The organism is Flavivirga aquimarina (assembly GCF_030540835.1).
Taxonomy (GTDB): domain Bacteria; phylum Bacteroidota; class Bacteroidia; order Flavobacteriales; family Flavobacteriaceae; genus Flavivirga; species Flavivirga aquimarina.
Map to the genome: position 1 here is coordinate 1 of NZ_JAUOEK010000183.1, position 20428 is coordinate 20428.

The 20428-nt window shown below is 29.9% G+C and carries 20 protein-coding genes and 1 pseudogene; 9 read left to right on the forward strand and 12 right to left on the reverse strand.

The genetic code is table 11. From position 1 onward, the window contains the following. Positions 1–760: 760 nt before the first annotated feature. The 3 genes from Q4Q35_RS19560 (at position 761) to Q4Q35_RS19570 (ending at position 3088) form a co-directional block, all read left to right on the forward strand. Positions 761–1702: a hypothetical protein gene (locus tag Q4Q35_RS19560; protein WP_303279720.1), complete on the forward strand. Its 942-nt coding sequence runs from the start codon at positions 761–763 to the stop codon at positions 1700–1702. Further along, positions 1695–2270 (forward strand): hypothetical protein, encoded by a 576-nt coding sequence (locus Q4Q35_RS19565; RefSeq protein ID WP_303279721.1) that lies wholly within the window; start codon positions 1695–1697, stop codon positions 2268–2270. The genes Q4Q35_RS19560 and Q4Q35_RS19565 overlap by 8 nt, the downstream gene beginning before the upstream one ends. 395 nt (positions 2271–2665) lie before the next feature. Continuing rightward, positions 2666–3088, forward strand: a complete 423-nt coding sequence (locus Q4Q35_RS19570) for a helix-turn-helix domain-containing protein (RefSeq protein ID WP_367892762.1) — start codon at positions 2666–2668, stop codon at positions 3086–3088. Positions 3089–3095: 7 nt separating this feature from the next. Here Q4Q35_RS19570 and Q4Q35_RS19575 read toward each other — a convergent pair whose 3' ends face one another. Further along, entirely contained in the window at positions 3096–3524 is a 429-nt protein-coding gene (locus Q4Q35_RS19575; RefSeq protein WP_303279723.1) for a helix-turn-helix transcriptional regulator, read from the reverse strand. 701 nt (positions 3525–4225) lie between these two features. Between Q4Q35_RS19575 and Q4Q35_RS19580 the strand changes: the two genes are divergently transcribed. From Q4Q35_RS19580 to Q4Q35_RS19595, 4 genes are read left to right on the forward strand one after another with little or no spacing between them, the layout of a single operon-like run. Next, positions 4226–4840 carry a hypothetical protein gene (locus Q4Q35_RS19580; protein ID WP_303279724.1) on the forward strand — a complete coding sequence of 205 codons (615 nt, stop codon included), beginning with the start codon at positions 4226–4228 and terminating at the stop codon, positions 4838–4840. Between the two features lie 16 nt (positions 4841–4856). Further along, positions 4857–5360, forward strand: a complete 504-nt coding sequence (locus tag Q4Q35_RS19585) for a hypothetical protein (protein WP_303279725.1) — start codon at positions 4857–4859, stop codon at positions 5358–5360. 12 nt (positions 5361–5372) lie between these two features. Then, a complete protein-coding gene (locus Q4Q35_RS19590) occupies positions 5373–5885 on the forward strand; it encodes a hypothetical protein (RefSeq protein ID WP_303279726.1) in 513 nt (170 codons plus the stop codon). Between the two features lie 4 nt (positions 5886–5889). After that, positions 5890–6381, forward strand: a complete 492-nt coding sequence (locus Q4Q35_RS19595; RefSeq protein WP_303279727.1) for a hypothetical protein — start codon at positions 5890–5892, stop codon at positions 6379–6381. A 447-nt stretch (positions 6382–6828) separates the two neighbouring features. On the opposite strand, the gene Q4Q35_RS19600 is transcribed toward Q4Q35_RS19595, so the two are convergent. The 6 genes from Q4Q35_RS19600 to Q4Q35_RS19625 all read right to left on the reverse strand — a co-directional run bounded on the left by Q4Q35_RS19600 (position 6829) and on the right by Q4Q35_RS19625 (position 11169). After that, entirely contained in the window at positions 6829–7170 is a 342-nt protein-coding gene (locus Q4Q35_RS19600; protein WP_303279728.1) for a hypothetical protein, read from the reverse strand. After that, the gene (locus Q4Q35_RS19605; RefSeq protein ID WP_303279729.1) at positions 7167–7328 is read right to left on the reverse strand and encodes a hypothetical protein; all 162 of its coding nucleotides are present in this window, start codon (positions 7326–7328) and stop codon (positions 7167–7169) included. Before Q4Q35_RS19605 ends, Q4Q35_RS19600 begins: the two co-directional genes overlap by 4 nt. 12 nt (positions 7329–7340) lie before the next feature. Then, positions 7341–8174, reverse strand: coding sequence for an FRG domain-containing protein (locus Q4Q35_RS19610; protein WP_303279730.1), 834 nt, complete (start codon positions 8172–8174; stop codon positions 7341–7343). Between the two features lie 38 nt (positions 8175–8212). Then, complete coding sequence (locus Q4Q35_RS19615; protein WP_303279731.1) at positions 8213–9382, reverse strand: hypothetical protein; 1170 nt, start codon at positions 9380–9382, stop codon at positions 8213–8215. Positions 9383–9628: 246 nt separating this feature from the next. Beyond that, entirely contained in the window at positions 9629–10573 is a 945-nt protein-coding gene (locus tag Q4Q35_RS19620) for a hypothetical protein (protein WP_303279732.1), read from the reverse strand. A gap of 167 nt (positions 10574–10740) precedes the next feature. After that, entirely contained in the window at positions 10741–11169 is a 429-nt protein-coding gene (locus Q4Q35_RS19625) for a helix-turn-helix transcriptional regulator (RefSeq protein WP_303279733.1), read from the reverse strand. Here Q4Q35_RS19625 and Q4Q35_RS19630 point away from each other — a divergent pair. Further along, positions 11170–11883: pseudogene (locus Q4Q35_RS19630) on the forward strand (YifB family Mg chelatase-like AAA ATPase); the annotation flags it as partial. A 305-nt stretch (positions 11884–12188) separates the two neighbouring features. Here Q4Q35_RS19630 and Q4Q35_RS19635 read toward each other — a convergent pair. After that, on the reverse strand, positions 12189–14036 hold the full coding sequence (locus Q4Q35_RS19635) for a M56 family metallopeptidase (RefSeq protein WP_303279734.1): 1848 nt from the start codon (positions 14034–14036) through the stop codon (positions 12189–12191). A 2-nt stretch (positions 14037–14038) separates the two neighbouring features. Further along, entirely contained in the window at positions 14039–14398 is a 360-nt protein-coding gene (locus Q4Q35_RS19640) for a BlaI/MecI/CopY family transcriptional regulator (protein WP_303279735.1), read from the reverse strand. Between the two features lie 938 nt (positions 14399–15336). Between Q4Q35_RS19640 and Q4Q35_RS19645 the strand changes: the two genes are divergently transcribed. Continuing rightward, on the forward strand, positions 15337–16875 hold the full coding sequence (locus tag Q4Q35_RS19645) for a sulfatase family protein (RefSeq protein WP_303279736.1): 1539 nt from the start codon (positions 15337–15339) through the stop codon (positions 16873–16875). Positions 16876–17023: 148 nt separating this feature from the next. Here the strand turns inward: Q4Q35_RS19645 and Q4Q35_RS19650 are convergent, their stop codons facing one another. The 3 genes from Q4Q35_RS19650 to Q4Q35_RS19660 all read right to left on the reverse strand — a co-directional run bounded on the left by Q4Q35_RS19650 (position 17024) and on the right by Q4Q35_RS19660 (position 20427). Then, positions 17024–17245 carry a hypothetical protein gene (locus tag Q4Q35_RS19650; protein ID WP_303279737.1) on the reverse strand — a complete coding sequence of 74 codons (222 nt, stop codon included), beginning with the start codon at positions 17243–17245 and terminating at the stop codon, positions 17024–17026. An 89-nt stretch (positions 17246–17334) separates the two neighbouring features. After that, on the reverse strand, positions 17335–19446 hold the full coding sequence (locus Q4Q35_RS19655) for a geranylgeranyl reductase family protein (protein WP_303279738.1): 2112 nt from the start codon (positions 19444–19446) through the stop codon (positions 17335–17337). Between the two features lie 3 nt (positions 19447–19449). Next, entirely contained in the window at positions 19450–20427 is a 978-nt protein-coding gene (locus tag Q4Q35_RS19660; protein ID WP_303279739.1) for a polyprenyl synthetase family protein, read from the reverse strand. Position 20428: the final 1 nt, after the last annotated feature.

The window sequence follows — 20428 nt, forward strand, 5'->3', positions numbered from 1 at the left end:
TTATTTAAAGAAAACCAAATACCCATAAGACCTAATCGCTCTTTTGAACGAAATTCAGGAAAATACCGCTCTCGAATCAAACCTAAAATATCTAAAAATCAAAAAGATAGCATATGATGAGGGCTTAACTTTATGACATTGGACGAGCGCTAACAAGGGGCTATGTCACCAAATTTGTTGAGGTAGATTTAATACATGAAAAAAAATAATTTATACTATAAAGAATAATATGTTGTGATATATATTATTAAAAGCAGCTATGATAGAGATCGTGCTTACCCGATCCATTACAATTTGAACATTTAGCACGAATTGGATCACCGCAATTATCACAATATCTAGACGGAAAGAGATTCTTTCCAGTACCATTACAAGGACCACATGTCAACTTCACATTCATTCCGCATTTTGGACAATTATCTGGGCTTAGATTTAAAGGTTTAAGAGGTTCAAAAAAAGTACATTTATAACAACTCATATTTTAATAATTTTTTAATTTCTATACCTTAATGTGTTTGCGTTATATTATTGTCTTGAGTAATTGTATGACTATAATTGCTTATATAGACAATTCCTTTACAAATATAAGTAATAGGTTGATTCATTTCTTTTTTTGATTTCAATGTTTTATTTTCTTATATTTAGCGCATATTGTATTGTAAACCAACAAAATAAACTATTATGAATAAGATTTGGCAAGACTAACAATTTTACAATCGGTTGATTTATTTAACCGATTTTTATTAAAAATATAAGCAGAATGGATTATTTTCTTATAGGTTGCCCTTATACAAAAATGAAACATTTGAGAAGAGCATTCGAAACTAATTCTTACCCAGATATTAGTATAATTAATATAGAAAATATTGGTAAAATAGATAAAAAATTTATTTATCTTAAGAATACAAATATAAAGGTGAAATTGTCTGACATAAAAAGCTGTCATATAAGATATCCCTATGATCTTATACCTCCTTTAACAGCAACTTTTAAGAGAAGAGAAGAAACCGAGTTTATTAAAACAATATGTTTATTATTTGATGAAGTTTCTGTTAATTCTTTTACGGCTTCATGGGTTTTTAGAAATAGAGCTTTTTCGTTATTAACTGCTGAAAAATATGATTGTAAAATAGCCGATTTTGAAATAATTAAAGAGGATAAATATTCAAAAATTAAAAGTTTAAAAGCCATAAAAGCTTTGGGTAACTGTTTTGTTTCTGAAGATTTAAAACCAACAAAAACATTGTTTTCAAAATATATCGAAATAGCTCAAGATGGAGAAGATGTAGCTGTAATATTTCCGGCATCCAAATTTGATAATAAAATGTTGTCTGAATATATAAAAGTCAATGGAATAGCTTTTATTCAAAACATTGTTAATTCTATAAATGAATATAGGACATACATTATAGGAAAAAATATTTTTATTTATAAAAGAGGTAAACATGATTCTTTTGACAAAAGTCCAGCTGAATATATTAAATCAGATTATAAATGTTCAGAAACAACAGAAGTTGGACTAAAAAATATGATGTCAGATTATAATCTTAATTATTTGTGTTTTGATATGATAGTAAATTCAGACGGTAGTGAGTTTATTATAGATATTAACCCATTTGGTGGGTTACCAAATTTTGAGGTTTTTCCAGAACCATCTATGGCATTATTTAATTTAATGCTTAAATCAGTTTATAGTGATTAATAAAAATATAATTTATAAACTAAAGGATTCCTTATTGGCTATTTATTCTGGTAATTCTGATGGTATTATTCATTTAAAAAATGCGATTGATTTCAATCTTAATCAAGAATCAATAGATGAAGTAAAGTTATTAAATTTTGAAGAGTCAAAATTTAATAATAGAATTGCTAGGTATGAAATTACTTTAGATAATGAAACTAATAATATTGTTCAACAATTATCTACGAAACTAATTTTTGTTCGAGATTATTTGAATTTAAGTTTAGATTATTCTTTTGAATCATTTGCATTTAAATATTATAAAGGACATTTTGTTCCCGAACATATTGATAGGGATAGGCACAAACTAATAGCCTTAACCTATTTTGGTGATTTCACAGGTGGAGATTATGTTTATTTAAGTAAAATATTTAAAAGAGAAATTAAAATCTTTCCAAAAATAGGAGATGTAATAATTTCTATAAATGAGGGAACAAAGTTTGATAATTTAAAATTGAAACATAAGGTCGACCTAATTCAATCGGGTATAAGATATACAATTGCTACTAGTTTGGTTTCTAATAAATAAAAAGATCACAAGAGTATAACTAATTTAATTTATTAAATCTTAATTTTTCAAGGAATGATATAATAATATCTTTCTTACAGGTACTAAAACACCATATACTATTAAGAAACCCACTAAATTCTCTCAATAGTTAACTCTGTGTGTTAATTAAAATAGTTGTAATTGTATATCTTTGAATTGAGTAAATGAAAATTCAATATTTTTTAGTTAATTTCTACTAATTATTGTATCCTATTTGTACCTCAAAGATATTTAGGTACTATAAATGTTAACATAATACATTTTGTATCAAAGTGTTAAAGCAAAAAGGATAACAATCTCAAATCATTGAGAAGCGCCTAGCACATGAAAAAATCTGATATAGATTTTCTTACCTTTCGTACCCCATTTTACCATTGCATCTAAAGTCGCCAAAACCCAAGCATTTTAAGTATCCCAAAGAAGTTATTACCGTTGGAGATGAACTAAGAAAAGTTAGGATGGATAGAGGTCTTACTCAACATAAAGTAGCTAAAATGATTGGGGTTAATCGCAACTTTGTATATGAAATGGAACTAAATCATCATACTAATACCATTTATGCTCTGCATAAAGTTTTTACATTTTTTGGATATACTCCAAAAACATTGAACATTAACGAATCTACACTGCAAGGTCAATTTTTTTCTCATCGAATTAAATATGGATTTACATATAATGTGATGGCACAAAAAATCGGAGTAGATAAAAGTACCATTGCTCGATTTGAGAGAGGAGGAAATATTAAAAAAGAGACAGAAATTAAAATCAATAACTATGTTGCATCAATCGAAAAATAAAGTTTGGTTATTTAATATATTCTTTAACTTTTTTACTCATTTCATCAGATATATACATTTCATTATTTTCAATGCGCTCAATAGTTCGTACTGAAACATTAATTTTTTGAGCAAGTTCACTCATAGTTAATCCATATTCTATGCGATACAATAAACATTTATTTGATAGTGAATTAGTATCATCATACCAATAGTTGAATCCTAAAAACTCAACTACCTTTTTTCTGTTTTTAATATGCGGTAAATATTGATTCCATTCCCAATATTGATAAGAATCTTTAAGTACTCCAAAGTACTTAGCTGTGTCGTCCTGAGACCATTCTAAGTCTAAACGTTTTCTTTTGAGTTCTGCACCTAAGCTTATATCGTTAGTGGCAGGAAAGGGAAGTCTATGTGGTTTTACAGCAGTTATAGTGATGTTACAAATGGGCGCCACACCACAAGTTTTTCATTGTGGCCAGAGGAAAGGATAAATCCACAATTAAAAGGAAACAGAAATTTATTATTAAAATGCAGCTACTCAAATCTCTCAACTAACTGTCCAGTTTTTTGTTGCAAGTCCAATTCAGTATAGGAGCTTGGATCGTGAGGGGTGGCTGGGGTGAAAACCTATTCATTATTTCTACGAAGTTACAAACTTCGCAGAGCTGGTAGTTTAAAATCTAATGATTGATAGAGCTTTTTAATTGTTAGTTATATTCTTACAAATTTCGATTGTTTTATTTATATTTAGAGAATTACAATAATTTAAACTACATCAAAAAATGATGCAAGCCTGTTATACTGTCGAAAATAAATAATAATGAACAAATGGATAATAGTAATTTGATAAAATTGAGCTATTTAAGAAAGCCATAGAACTTCTCATTCCATTTATTAAAGGGATTGTCATGATTCTGATAAAACTCTCTTAGAAAGAGTCTTTGATAAAAGATTTTCCACTTCAACATCAATTGATACGTTTTATAGAAAATTGTTAATTTCCACAAGAACCATTTTAAGTTGATAAGTAACAAAAATTCAGAAATAAAGACATATAAAAGAAAGTTCAGGGTGAGAAAACTATGTTGATTGTATTTATTCGTTATTTAATAATCACTAATAGATTTATACTAAAGACAAGAAAAAGAATTCATAATGAAAGAAATATTTAATAGAATAATAATTGATGGGGCAATAATTGCGGTATGTATAGGTGTTGTAGCTTTTGTGTTAAAACAATACTTAACTAAGATTATAGGATTTAAAATAGATGAAAAACTTGAAATAAAAAAAGTAGAATTAGAAATAAAAAAGGAGAGAGAATTAAACAAATTGAAACAAATAGGCTCAATATATCCTAAGGTTTTAGAATCAACTTATCGGCTTAGAAACATCGTAAGAGATTTTGTTAATCATATTAACTCAAAGAATTTCAACAACTCTTATATTAAGAAAAGAGAGTTTTCAAAAGATTTGGTTCAAAATATTAAACTTTTGAGGAAAAATTTTAAAACTTTAGATGATTTAGTAATTACTTCTAAAGCCTTTCTTGATACTGAAACTCATGATAAATTTCATGATTTTAAAAATCATGTTTTACAAATAGAAAAAGATATTACTTTATTAGAGTATAAAACTGATACCGATGATTTTGATTTAGATGAATTAATCTTTATTACTAACCAAATTAAAGAAGAGAGAGTAAAAATAGAAGCTCTTTTTGAAAAGATTACTGGGAATGTGAAAACTAAATTAAATACTTCTAAATAGCTTTATGAGTAAAAAAATGATATTAAGAAAAGCTGAGAGAAGTTATAAAGAATCTATTACAAAATTAGTTCCCTTTAAATTGAAGATTAGAGAGCTTTTCTCTTCTGTTTTGTTTGAAATAGGAGAAAAATATCCAACAAAATTTAATGGGCTTTTTGATGAACTCTTTTATCAATTTTATTCTTTTGAAAGTTGGTATAAATATGATAAATTCAATCAATTAGGGTTATCAATTAACCATGGTTTACCCAATGATAAGTCTAGAGAAGAATATCCGTCAATGTGTAACTCGAAATATGACGTATCTCATTATTTAAAGGCTGAAAGTAGTTTTTTAATTAATTGGGAGGAAGACTTTCATATAACCTCATTTAGTGAAGGAGATGAAGAGTTTATATATCAAATTTGTTTAACTGTTGAGGAGCAGTATGTAAAGCGTGTCTATTTGTTTTACAATATTTTAGATGAAGATTTTAATAGATTATTACTTCATCTTAAAAAAGTTAATGAGAGAAAGTAAAAATAATTTTAAATGAATAAAGAGCATTTCTTAAAAAAATCTGAAAAATGTAGCCTGGCTTATTTAGATATAACTGTACCAATAATTCTTGAGTTTAGGGATTATATATCAAAAATTGAACAAAAAATTACAGGACATTACCCAGAAAAATTTGAAAGCCTTAATCATGAATTGTTTTATCAAGTGACATGGTTACAAAATATATATCTTAATTATTCCAAAGGTTATTATCCAGCTAAAGACCGCATGAAAATGACAAAATATTTAAAGGATGTTTTTAAAAATTTAAAAGATACACAAGAAAAATATAATAAATCCCATAAACTTAGAGTGGGAGTTCATTTTACATTATGGATGTTTATTGAATTGAAAACACCCAAGGAATATGGTCACTTTATTCATGGGAACCATGAATTTTTTTATGAAATATTTAAGTCTTTCTCAGATGAACTAGCCCCTGAATTATATCAACTTTATCATCAAGTTAAGAATGATTTAACTATGTTAACTAAAAAAGTAAATTAATTTCATGTCAAAAGAAGACCTTTACTTATTAAAATCAGAAGAAAGTTATAAAAAATATATTGAACTAATAATTCCTCAGATACTAAAAATCAGAGAACTTTTCACTCAGATAGACCAGCAAATTACAGATGAAAAATATCACTCAAACTTTACTAATATACATGAAGAGTTGTATTATCAATGTCTCAATATTGAAGATTGGTATAAATTTGAATGGTGTAAACGTAACTTATCTATTTCAAATAAACGGAACAAATATGATTTAGCACATAAGCTAAAACATACTGCTGGATTTTTGTGCTATTGGCATAAGGAAATACAAAAACCGTTAAGGGAGCAGGAATTTACAGATGGTAACCCCGAAGTTAATTATGAGTTTCATATTGGGTTAGTGGAGGAATTTATTCCAGATATCGAATTGCTTTATGACTTTTTAAAACTGGACCTTGAACATTGGTTGATTTTTATGAAAAAAAAACTTGATGGAAACAAATGATTATTTGATCAGGGATTTAGAGATCTATTAAGGTTAATTGTTACTATAAAACTAATTATCTTGGGATTAAGAGAGTTAATCGGAAAAATTTCATAAAAAAGTAGCTTTATCTTATATTGATACTGAAAACCCATTTACTGGTTATTGGTTAATAGCAAGAAATGTTGAGTTTTTATTTGAAGGTATATTTTTAACTTTCTTTATATTGGCATTACGTAAACAATTTAAACAATAAAGTTTTAAGATTATCATGAATGATGTATTTCTATCCCAATCGAAAAAAATTTGTTTTGAAGATATTTCTCTAATTATATTTTTCTTTTTTTATATACATAGGTTTTCCCATTATTATTGCAAAATTTTTTAATAAGGAATTTTGGAATGTAATGATGTCTAGATGAATTATTGTTCATTGGACTTTGGATATTGGAATACCTCTACAGTTTATTAATAATCCTTCAATATAATGGAATTAATACTCTCTAATGCATTTAATTCTATAAAAACTTCATTGTACGAAGCATAATTCATTATCAACTTTAATTCTCCATAAAATTTCCCGTCCATAGATTCAAAAGATAGAGATTTTATATTCAAATTCATTTGATCAGAAACTATTTTAGTTATTTGGTTAACTAAATGAAAGTGCTGCGCTGTGTCTTTCTGTGTCCATTCTAGGGCTAAACGCCTCCTTTTTAATTCCGCTCCGAGTGAATGGTCATTTTCGGTTGGAAGTGGTAGAGCGTTTGGTTTTTCAGCCTTCAATTGAATGTTACAAATGGGCATCATACCACCTGGTTTTCGTAGAGGAAAAAGAAAAGGGCTAATCCATAATTAAAAGGAATACGAATATCTGTTGTTAAATAGTTGTATAAAAAGACACCAATATCATATACAGTAGCTTGTTTTTCTTTAAAAGATAATATGTTGAATTCGTAGAGTGTCATTAGGTATTTGGTTTATAACTCCCATTTTTTTGTTATGTCTTTTTCACTATACCATCTTGAAAGCCATTTCGAAATTCCATCCAACCCAGGATAAATAATACGTTCAGTAATATTAGCTTGGTCAAGTTTATCTCTTATTTCCCATTTTAACGAATGAGGAATAATAATTTTTTTATAAAGCTTAGGATGTTTTTTTAACCAATCCAATTTGTCTGTATCTGGATTTAACATGAATGAGAAAAGGGCAAACTGATTTACAATTCTATCATCAATAGATGGTGGCTCGAAAAAAATCAACCCATCTCCATTGTTTTTATTAAACTCAACAACCTCTTCGATGGTTTCTCCTATTTCCGTCTTTAACTCTGTTGAAGTAAAGGATAATGTCTTTTTCTTTGAAAAAGTATTCTGTAATTTTTTAGGTAAATGATTTTTCATTTCTATAAAATCGACCATCCAAATAACTCCATCAACATTAAATGTGGAAATGTTGTCTGTCATAAAGTGTAAAGCTACATTTGGCGAAAAAGTCCAATCTAAAAGTCTAGTGGGTAAGCCATGATGTTGACCTAAAGCAATCCAATTCCAAATGTTATTATAATTATCTATTAAAGTGTTAATAGGAGAATATTTTTGGAAATTTCTGATTAAATGATGCTCAACTGTCGATGGTTGTCTGCCAATTCTTTGTAAACTCGTTTCTAAACCATAATTTAAGTTAGCAACACCTCTATAAGCATATTTTGAACGATATCTATCTTTATCACTCTCATATACATCAAACATATAATTTTGTAAATCAATCCAACTTTCAGCTCGATATGTGTTTTTATCAATTTTTACCATAATAGAAATATACTTAAATATATAGTTTTTTTAATTTATTAATCATGTTTATACCTTGCAAAAGTATTGAAAGGAAAGCGGTCTAATTTATCTTTACCAATATCAACCAAAGCCTTGTAAAAAGGGTCTTCTTCTGGAGGAGGGATTAAGTAGTTTTCATTTGAAACCCCTTCAATGTCAAAATCCTTATCGAGATACATTATGAAATCACAATCAGTTAGAGCAGAGTTAAAATTATAATCGTTGAAAATTGGTAGAGCACACGATTGACGTATTGGTCTTTCAGGCTTTAGATGATCGAAAAGTGGCACATTATTTACCATATCCCTAGTTTTAACCAAAGAAGGATCTCTAAATCGAAATCCATAGAGAACGCCTTGATGTTTCCCCTTCTCGATAGGCTCATAAAAAGAATACCCTTCTTTATCAGTTTTAAATTTATGAGATGCGAAAAACAAAGCTGTACTTAATTCAAATGTAACATCCAACCCATAAGTAGGCATTCCGTAATGTTGCTCTATCAAAGGTAGTTGTCCAGTTAGATCTCCACTAACTTTTATTTTGCTCCATCTTTTACCATACTCTTGACTTCGTTTATCAGGAAACGACTCTAAGTCTGACATTGTATGAATACCATACCTTTTAAAATTTTCTTCTCCCAAATTATGCCAATTCTCAATTCCATAATAAACAAATTCATCTCCATAAATACTCTGAAAAATTGATTTCTGAAATCTTTCATTAAACCGAAGACTAAAATCATTAACAAATTTTCTGTAAAAAGATGGAATAACTAGCCTTTCTTTATTATTTGTATCAGCCATAAAAGGGTTTGGTATCTCTCGTTTAGTATGATATTCTCTAGCCTGACCTCTAAATGAAAGTAATCCCTCTTTAAACAATCTAGATGTTCCTTCTGCCTCATTTATTTGCTGCAAAGCATCTTTTAAACTTTTTACTTTATAAATAGGAGGGCTAAACTTTGGCGTGTTGTCATTACCTTTTAAGTAGGAAACAAAGGTTTCAAAATTAATATAACCGATCATCATTTTACTACCGTAAAAAGTATCTGAAATACAAGGCATACCATCTCCCAAGCCATAAAGTTTAACATTGGCTTTGTAATGGTAACCAGAATTAATAACTTTTTTGATAGTAATATCATCAATGCCAGCTTTTGAAAGAATTTCGATAGTCTGCTGTTTCATATGTATTCTTAGCTTTGGGTTATTTTAATAGATTATTCCATAGAAGTATGATTAAGATAATTATTACAACCCAAAACAACCTTTAAAGATTTCTTTTGTGAAGCTATTTGATTACTTAATAATAGTTTTTCATTCTCTACCTGTTTCCTATATGTCAACGTTTCCAAGTCTTTGTTACTAATTAGCTTCAATCGTTCCTTATGAATATTTCAAATTATTGTAAAATTATTTTTGAAACTAGCCTAGTTAACAATCAAGAAAGTCACAAAATGCTTTTTCTTTTTTAGATATACATTCCTCAAAAGTTTTAATATTCAATATTGTCTTTTTTCTGATTTTTACGGGATAATTCATGTAATCGGGGTTTATTATACATATCTTTTTATTGCTATTCTGAATGACTTCCCAAATATGACTATCTGATTCATTATAATGTACTCCAATTATTATAATTTTTTCGCACCAATTAATAATTGAATCATATTTTTTCACAAAGAAGTCGTGCATGTCATTACCTTGGACTTTTACCATAAATTTTTTTCCAAAAGTATAGAATGACATTAAGGGTATATAATAATCATTATTCCTATTTAAAATATCGATTGATTTTAGACGATCGTGAACAGTTAGAGAATCAATATTTAACTCGCCCATCTTTCTAACTCTTAAATTGTAATTTTCTTTAATAGAAGGAAGAAAATTGCTTCCTCCATGTAACTTTAATACATGTAATCTATCTGATGAAGGAGCTATTTGATTTTCGTTTAAAATATATTGAACAATGTAGTTTTGAGAGGCCGCAGTTTCTGCTAACATTTCATAATTTAGGCTAACTAAAAAAGGTTGAATGTTTTTACTTGATAGAATTTCAAATAGTTTACAATAATGATTATTTTCAATCGATGATATATTAAATTGCAAGAAATATTTTGCCAAATCAACCATGCTTTTTATAGGCGTTAAGTTCTCTATTAACTTTAGAAACCCTTCTTCAAAAGAATCATTTTTTTTGAAGAAGTTTTTTGCCTTTTCTGGTAATTGATTATAATAATCTGAGTAAGAGATAAGCTTGTCAAACAATTCATTTCCAAGTGGTGGTAAATATGGACTAACAGAATCTTTTCCACAAAAACTACTTGCTCCAGCTCCAACTAAGACACAAACTTTTTGATTGTAATTGTTTATTAACATATTTTATAAATTGAATTTTATTTATTTAGAACCGATTTATTATACTTTTGATTATTATTATAATTATAGTTTTTTATTGGAATTTCATATATACTTTTTAGTTCCGAAGTCTTCAATGTTAGTACAATAAAAAAATGAAAAGGGTGGTGTCTTTAATATAAAAAGTCTTAGTGATTAATATGCTCTTCAACTTTTTTGTTCATTTTTTCAGAAATATGTATTTCATTATTTTCAATGCGTTCAACAGTTCGTACTGAAACATTAATTTTTTGAGCCAATTCACTCATGGTTAATCCATATTCTATTCGATATAGCAAAACTTTGTTTGAGAGTAATTCTGTCCCATCATCCCAAAAGTTAAAACCTAAAAAACTAACTATTTTTTTTCTGTTTTTAATATGCGGTAAATATTGATTCCATTCCCAATTTTGATAAGAATCTTTAAGTACTCCAAAGTATTTTGCCGTGTCGTCCTGAGGCCATTCTAAGTCTAAATGTTTTCTCTTGAGTTCAATACCTAAGCTTACATCGTTAGAGTCAGGAAAGGGTAGTCTGTGTGGTTTTATAGCAGTTATAGTGATGTTACAAATGGGCAATACACCATTTCGGATGTTGCTTTAGTTGGAGGTGGTGCATTTCCACAACCCGGAGAGATTTCTTTATCGCATAATGGCGTGTTGTTTTTAGATGAATTGCCAGAATTTAAACGTGGTATTTTAGAGGTGCTACGTCAGCCATTAGAAGATAGGGAAGTGACTATTTCGCGTGCTAAGTTTACGGTAACATATCCCTCGTCGTTTATGTTGGTGGCGAGTATGAATCCGAGTCCAGGTGGTTATTTTAATGGTCCCAATGCTCCAGTAACTTCCAGTCCTTCGGAAATGCAACGGTATTTAAGTAAGATTTCTGGGCCTTTATTAGACCGAATCGATATTCATATTGAAGTCACGCCTGTGCCTTTTGAAAAGCTGTCGGAAGATAGAAAAGGGGAAACTTCGGTAGATATTAGAAAGCGTGTTACAAAAGCTAGGGAGGTTCAAACGGTTCGTTTTAAAGAATCGGATGTTGTGCATTATAATGCGCAAATGAATACGAAGCAAATTCGAAAATATTGTTTGTTGGATGAAGCATCAAAACAATTATTAAAAACGGCTATGGAGCGTTTGAATTTGTCTGCTCGTGCCTATGATCGTATTTTGAAAGTTTCTAGGACTATTGCGGATTTAGAGGGTGTGGAAGACGTTAATGGTTCTCATATTAGTGAGGCGATTCAATATCGAAGTTTAGATCGTGAGGGGTGGTTGGGGTAGTGAATTCCTGCGACATGTGCTGAACTTGTTTCAGTAAGGCAGGAATCTATATCTATTTTAAGATTAATGTAAAATATGTAGACTTTTTTTAGAACTAAACACTCATAAACGCCACTAGTTTTGGAAACTAGCGAAGAGCTAGGAAGCAGTGAGGATTTCTTAGCTTCATTGTTTAACAAAGTTGTTAAAGAAAAAAATGTTATTAAAAAGAAATAAAGGGCTGTCTAAAAAGCGATGAACTTTTTCATTCAGGATGACACTTTTTAGACAACCTCTTTATTGATTATTGGAGTTTTAAAATTAAGTTATTTCTTCTTTTTAGCAAGATTTACATCAATAGTTTTGTTCTTTTTTACCTCAAATTTTTGAGTTTCCATATCTTTAAAAGAAAATACAAGCTCATCACCTTCTATAGCTTTAATAGCATACTTACCAGTAGAATTAGTCATTACTCCATTGCTGGAGCCATTAAGAATCATAGCGCCTTGTATAGGCTTTCCTTTTTTATTAGAAACTATACCTGAGATTAAAAAGGTATTTTCATTTTGATTAGCATCTTTGGAATTCGGTTTATCATTTTTCGAACTCTTAGCTTTTTTCATGCTATCATGAAGTATTGTTCCAAATTCCTTTTTTGAAATTTTTTTGTCATTTAAATAATATATCGGTTTTTTTGGATTTGAAGCATCAATTGACAAACCGTTAGATGTTCTAAGTATTACATTTATATTTTCTTTATTCTTTACTTCAACTTCTTTAGAGACTAAAGATTTGCGTGAGAATGTAATTTTATCTCCTATTGAAGCTCTAATTTTATAGTTTCCATTGGAGTCAGTTATTACACTTCGACTCTTTTCTTTTATAGTAACACTACTATTTTCTAACCCTATTTTGTTATGTAACATAACCTTACCAAGAATAATAAATTCTTCTTGATTTTTAATTGAATTTATGGGCTTTCCATTTTTAGAAATATAACCAGTATCTTTTAAAACAGTAGTAGAATAAACATTGTTTTTAGCAATTTTTTTAAAGTCTTTTTTTGATAATTCTTCACCATCTATAATGTAAGGAGAGGTATTACCAGATTTAATGGTAGTAGGTTCTAAGACATTGGGTTTTAATTTACCTAAAGAGTTAGTCATAACGTCAGGCAAAGTTTCTTTAATTTCAATAGATGATTTTGGAACTGGGTTATCATAGATATCGGTAACTGTTCCATTAACAATAAATTCATCATTTTCTTTTTGAAATATTTGTTTGTCATTTTTTATAATTTTAGACTCTTCTTCAAGTGATGTTTCTACATAAACCTCTTCCGTGTTATAACTCATTAAGAGTAGAGCAAGAAAGGGTAAAACTAGAGCGTACTTAAATAGGTTGCTTTTTTTTGATTTTGATTTTTGTAACATAATGATTCGTTTTTTGATTAATGAATTATAAAAATTATTACTTAAAGTTATTTGATGAGTTGATATACTTGCTTTAAGTAAGGTACATTGATAGCTTTTTTTGCAATGAGATTGACGTTGTGCATTTTGGTCAGCAATAAACTCTAGGTTTTGTTTTAAATCTTTATTATAAAGCCATACAAAAGGATTAAACCATAGTACAATACATGCTAATTGCATTAATAAAATATCGATAGAATGGTATTGTCGTGCATGGACTTTTTCATGTGTAATTATTTGTTCTAACTCCGTTGTGTTAAATAGTGTTGGGTTATAAACAATCCAGTTGAAAAATGAAAAAGGAGATACTGTGTTTTTAGTTTCAATAAGTTTAAAATTATCTTGATTTTCTTTTTTATTATTAATTAATATGAGGCTTAATGAGACAAATTGAAATAGAAAACGTAAAGTAAAAAAGACGATGCCGAGTAAATAAACAAAGGGAATATATTCGAAAATATTAAATGGTTTTTCTGTAGTTTCAATAATAGTGAGGTCTTCACCTAATTCGTAATTTGTAATTGGAGTAGGGGAATATTCAATATATATGGGAATAACCAAAAAAGGGATTGTAAAAGCAGTAATTAATCCTAATAATAAAAACCCTCTGTTAGCTTCAAAAAAAGTATCAAGTTGTAAAAATAATTTATAACACAAATAAAATATTGTAATAACTGCACTTGCTTTAAGTAAATACTCCATAATTAATTGTTTTTTTCAATTAATTCTATAATCTCCTTAAGTTCATCCACACTTATCTTATCTTCTTTAGCAAAAAAAGAAACCACGTTTTTGTGAGAATTATTAAAATAATTATGAACAGCTATATTCATAAAACGTTTTCTATAATCTTCCTTGGTTATAATAGGATAGTATTGATGGGTCTTCCCATAGGCTTGGTAAGCAACAAATCCTTTCTCTTCTAAATTTCTAATATTGGTTGATAACGTGTTATAATGTGGTTTGTCATCCGTTATCTCGTTAAGTACATCCCTAACAAAAGCCTTTTCTAGCTTCCATAAAATATGCATTATTTCTTCCTCTTTATTTGTGAGTTTTTCCATTGCAAGTGTTTATTTATTATTTCCTCAAAAGAGAAAATCTTATTAATTCAAGTTTTCTTTGCGTAGCTATTGGGGGATATCTAAAACGCATTACAAACATACAACTATTTTTTTAGTTATACAACTAAATATACAGTTATATAACTAATATTTTAGTTTTAAGCCACGACCAGGTATAGTATATTGTTATCTAAATTTTTTAACTTGTGGCGTTAAATATTGGCAGTTAAGGGTATAGTAAGGAATAAAAAAAGAGAAAGCTTTTACAATTAATGATAGATAAACTGTATTTAAATAAATTTAAGTGTAGCTTTTTTATATGTAACAACTATTATTCTTTATTATTAAGAAATTGCAAACTTCGCAGAGCGGAGGTAACTAATTCCTGCGACACGTGCTGAACTTGTTTCAGTAAAATAAGAATATTATTTGATTTTTATGAGAAAGATGAAATTTATATACGTGTACACTCATAGGTCAATATTATCTACAAAGTCAGTAGCTTAACAGATTTAGGGTATTAACTTCTTAACAATTATATAAGTACTTTTTCATTTAAAAAAAGACCTTCAATAAAGATGAGTTATTCTTTTGAAGTATGATCGGAACGTACTTAGAATACAGAATCCATAGGCTTTAAATATTCTGTAAATTTATACTTACAATTAATAGTAAATCTCAGTATAGTTATAATTTAACACTAACACATTTACAAGTTGTTGAAAACTTTATTTGTAAAAATAAGACTACATGTTGATTCTTGAATTCTAATAAGCTAGTTTAGTAAAAAAATTACATATCAAGTAGTTATGTTTAAATAAAATGACAATGTCATACTCCTAGGAATTCTGTGTCTAATAGTAAAACAGAAATACAGAGAACCACAACTACTAACAATAAAGTAACATCATTATTTAACACTAAACTAAAAAAGTAAAATGGACACTATTAAACAAAAACTATCACAAATTGGTGATAAACCAGACATGATCTTAATCATCACAGATGAGCAACGTGCAACACAACATTTCCCGCCAGGATGGGAAGAAAAAAACCTTCCTACGCTTACTTTTCTTAAAAAGAATGGATTTAGTTTCGATAGAGCTTTCTGTAATACCTGTATGTGCTCACCAAGTAGAGCTACTTTATTTACCGGTCTTTACCCTGCCAAGCATGGTGTTACTCAAACATTAACCGAAGGCGGTCCTTTATCGCCGTCTGAAGGAACTCTAGACACTTCTTTACCAACCATTATGAATGTGCTTTGGGGAGATGGTTATGATGTACAATATCGAGGTAAATGGCATATGAGTAAGGGGGTTGCTGCCAATGGTGCCACTACAAATTATGATCAACTTGACGATGCCGATATTGCGCTTTTTGCAGCAATGGGTTGGGAAGCTCCAGATGCTGGAGAAGATGTAGATCCATTGAATTTTGGAGGCGGTTATGCCAATCACGATGCAAAATATACAGCACAAGCTATAAAGTTTCTTAAAGAAGTAAAAGCCAAAAGAGCAAAGGGTATACATCAACCTTACTGTCTTGTGCTTTCTTTGGTTAATCCACACGATGTATTAGCATATCCAAAAACAGCAGGTACCTCAGGATACCATCAAGATAGCTGGTCTGGTAGAGAAATTGGGCTTCCTGATACAGTTAATGAGCAGTTATTACGAAATAAAAAGCCTATGGCTCAAGAACAAATTCTAATTGCTATGGCTGGAGGATTAGGCGCTTTACCCACTGATGAGGATAAACTAAACTACGTTAATTTTTATGGCCATTTGTTAAAGCATGTCGATAAAGAAGTTGGTGCTTTTATTAATGAATTATACGCCGAAGATGCTTCTGGTAAAAGATTAGCAGATTCTGCTATAGTTACCTATACTTCCGATCATGGAGAAATGGGACTAGCTCATGGTGGTTTGCGTCAAAAAACCTATGTTGCTTACGAAGAGGCTATAAGAGTGCCTTTGGTTATTTCTAATCCTATATTATTTAATGACCGTACTATACAAAACACTTTTTCCTTAGCAACTTTGGCTGATATTTTTCCAACATTTATCGACATAACGAATGTTCAAAACCCTCCTACAGGTCTTGCTGGTAAAAGCTTACTCCCTGTACTGGAAGATGGAACTCCGGTTCAAAAGAGTATTTTGTTTACTTATGATGATACTAAAGCAGGATCTAACAACAGTTGGTCGTTAGTAAAGGCTGCAAACCGTATTCGTTGTATTAGAACAGAAGAATGGAAGTATGATATTTACTTTGATGCATTAGGCGCTTATTATAACCAATATGAACTTTATGATCTTATAAACGATCCACAGGAAATCACCAATTTGGCCTATGACCCGGCTTATAAAGAAATAAGAGAGAAATTAGAGAAAGAACTTCATGAGTTAGAAATTAAAAAACTAAGGAATATTTCTATTAATAAAGAGAAGGAAGCGTTAGTATTTGCTAATTAGTTTCTGCCCAATTTCTCTTACTGTTTTTTAACATAGAGGAATGGCTGAGTGGTTTTGAAAAAGCTTAACTGATATGTTAAGCTTTTTTTAATTTGTATTTATCCGAAAGAAGTAAATAGATTGAATTATCGAAGCCTAAAGTATAAATTTATTGAGGTTTTATCGTCCCAATAAATTCTAGTTTTATAGGAATACCTTTCCAATTTGATATAACTTTTTCGTTTGGTTTTAGTTTATTTTCGAGATAAACAACAATGACATATTGCGTTCCATCTTTACCTATTCCAGCACCCGTGGCATTATATTTTTCTATAATGAGGGCTTTGTCTTGTTTAAATACAGCTCTAATATCTTCTAAAGGATGGTTCATGACATTTTTTTTGTTTTTGCAATTGATAAATAATAATCCAATTAGTATGAAACTCCCGAATATTAAAATAATTCGCATCAGTCTAATTTTTATAAGGTGATTGTTTCATTCTTCTCTAATATTAAATCACACAGGTTTCCTAAAGTAGTCTTAACAAATATATCTTCTATGTTTTTAAGGTGCTTTTTTGCCAATTTGATCTCATTAATTGCTGTTTCTTGACAAATATTTACACTTAATCTTTCTTTTTCTTTAGGAGTTCCTTTTTGATCTTTAAGTAAAACTTCAATCAATCGCATCTCATGATTACCTAAAGATATAGAATTTAATTCGGTTTTAGAAACAGTATTTTTGTTTTTAAGGTAGTTGAGAGTATCTTCCACTATAAAATATGCCGTTCCGAAATGTTTTCCAAATTCTTTAAGTATTAGAGTCTCCTTTTTGGTGCTTTTTTTAGCCATACTTCCCAATTGTAAACACAATTCAAAAGTATATTTGTTTTTTAAATAGTACAATTCCAGAAAATCATTAATGGAGATTGTTTCTTTATTTTGAATTTTATTCTTCAAGAGAATCATTCCTTGATTTGATTTGCTAATTCCTTCAGAAATAATTTTTGTATAAGATTGATCATAAAATGAAATAATTTCAAAAGACCGACTTAAAAGATAATCTCCTACCAAAATAGCTATCATATTACCCCAATTTCCACTGCTAGTGGTATCATCATTTTTCTCTTCAGAAACGCTATCGTGACATATAGCTGCAGCCAAACCTAACTCAACAGCCATTCCCAGTTGGGTCAATTCGTTTCGGTTCGTTTGTGTAGAATACCCAGCAATAAGAATTAATAAAGAAGGTCGAAAAGGAATACCAGGTGTTATTTGTCCTGCATTAAAAAGTCTCGATAAAAAAGGCCAATCTTCTCGGGTCATTTGAATGAGACCTTGACCTACAGATAGCATATCCGAACGAATATGCCCTCGATGCTCAGAAATTTGATCACTTACATTTTCTGTATAATAATTAAAAAAGGATTCATTAACACCTTCTGGGAAAACTGTCGCTTGTCGAATGGCATTAAATAAAGGCTTATCATTTTGAAAGGTTCCTTTTAGTACTTTCCAAATAAGGTGATATCGGTTGATTGATTCTGTACCTGCTTCAAAATAACCTTGATATTTTGAACCTAATAGATCGCCATATTTTGATAAGTCATTAAAATCTTCGTTAGGATCTTTTTTCAATTCTAAATAAAAATTAGCTGCATGAATTCCTGTTTCTAATGCATACCCGATACCTTCACCAGTAAATGGATTAATCATCCCTGCAGCATCTCCTACCAGTAAAATTCCTGGAGCATAAGTGCGTTCTGGTTTAAAATCAAAACGCATAGGACCACTCATAAGAGTGCCTTGTAATTGTAAGTTGCTAAATCGGGAATCTTTCTTTTTTAACGTGTTCATGAACATATTAAAAATAGTATCGATATCGTAAATTTCGTTTTGTTCGATAAGCCCAACTCCAATATTTACAATATTTTTTTCAACAGGAAATACCCATCCATAAGAAGGAAGTACCCGTTTATTGGAACGATCTAAAATAGGGAGAAACATTTGAAGCGTATCGTCTGTTTCTGCAATCTTAAAATAGCCACGAGTTCCGATTCCCATTTTATCAATAGGAGTTATAGGTAAAGAAGCTTGGTAAGCAACATTGGAAGTAGCTCCGTCGGCACCAATCACAATATCGGCATAAAACGTATTGCCATTTTTGAGGCGTATTCCTGCTGCTTTTTGGTTGATGTAGATCAAGCTGTCAAAAAGAACATCCCCCATAAAGAAGACGCCCTTTTCTATGGCTTTTTTTACCAATAGATAATCTAATTCCTTTCGTGGAATCACCAATCCATAATTGGGATCGGTCATATGGTCAGGGTATTTAAAATTTCTACTTCCTTTACCCTTTACGGTTATTCTTGTGTTTTCAGTTCTTTTAAATATAGAAAGTTCTTCTTTAAGTCCTAAATCATAAAGAATTTTGGTAGCTGTTCTAGTAAGCCCATCTCCACAGCTTTTTGTTCTAGGAAAGGAGTCTTTATCTACTAATAGAACATCATATCCTTTAGCAGCAATCTTTAGGGCTGAAGTACTTCCTGCTGGACCAGCACCTACAATAATGACATCGTATTTAGTTTTCATGGTTTAATGATCTCTTGCAAGTATAAAATGGGTTAAATTCAATAAAGATGTTTTGGTATTATTATCTGGAAGTATAGACAAAGCATTTTTTGCTATTTCTAAATGTTCTTTAGCTTTTACTTTTGCAGCATTAAGGCCTCCACTAAGACTAATTAATTCAATGGCTTCCTGAATATGTATTGGCTTCATATCATCAAGCGTTAGCAGATGAGTTAGTTTATTGGCGTGATCTGTTTCATGTAAGGTATAGAGTGTCGCATAAGTATATACGCCTTCTATAAGATCGGTTCCTACTGTTTTTCCTGTTTTATGTGGATTGCCCTTAAGATCTAAAAGATCGTCGATTAATTGAAAAGCAATGCCCATATGTTTACTATAATTGGTTATGGCCTCAAGAATATCGTCACTGGCTCCCGATAAGAGTGCTCCAAGTTTACATGGAAGCTCAAAAAGAGACGCCGTTTTTTTTATAAGGACATCGATATGATCCTCATAACTCAATTTTAAATTATAAGCATTCTCTGCTTCTTTGAGCTGACCTAAACAAAGGTCTGAAATGTAACCACAGGTTATTTGGTTTACTGTTGTATCATATTGAGACAATATAGAAATTGCTTTTGAAAACAAATAGTTTCCAGAATAAGTGGCATTCAAATTTCCCCATTCAGCATTAACACTCGTAGCGTTTCGTCTTAGATCGGCTCGATCCATTACATCGTCGTGGTGTAAAGACGCCACATGGATCAATTCTAAAGCTGCTGCTGGTGTTAAAAGCTCTTTGCCATAATAATCACCTGTATTCAATGCCAAAAGATATAAGGATGGGCGGAGTTTTTTTCCACCCATCCTTGCTGTATGTAATGCCAATTTTTTAAAATTGGTATCTGAGGCATCAATGATCTCTTCCATGATCGCATTTATAGAAGCCAATCTGGCTTTCGAAATGTTGCATAGTAACCAATCGGATGATGCTTTACTCATT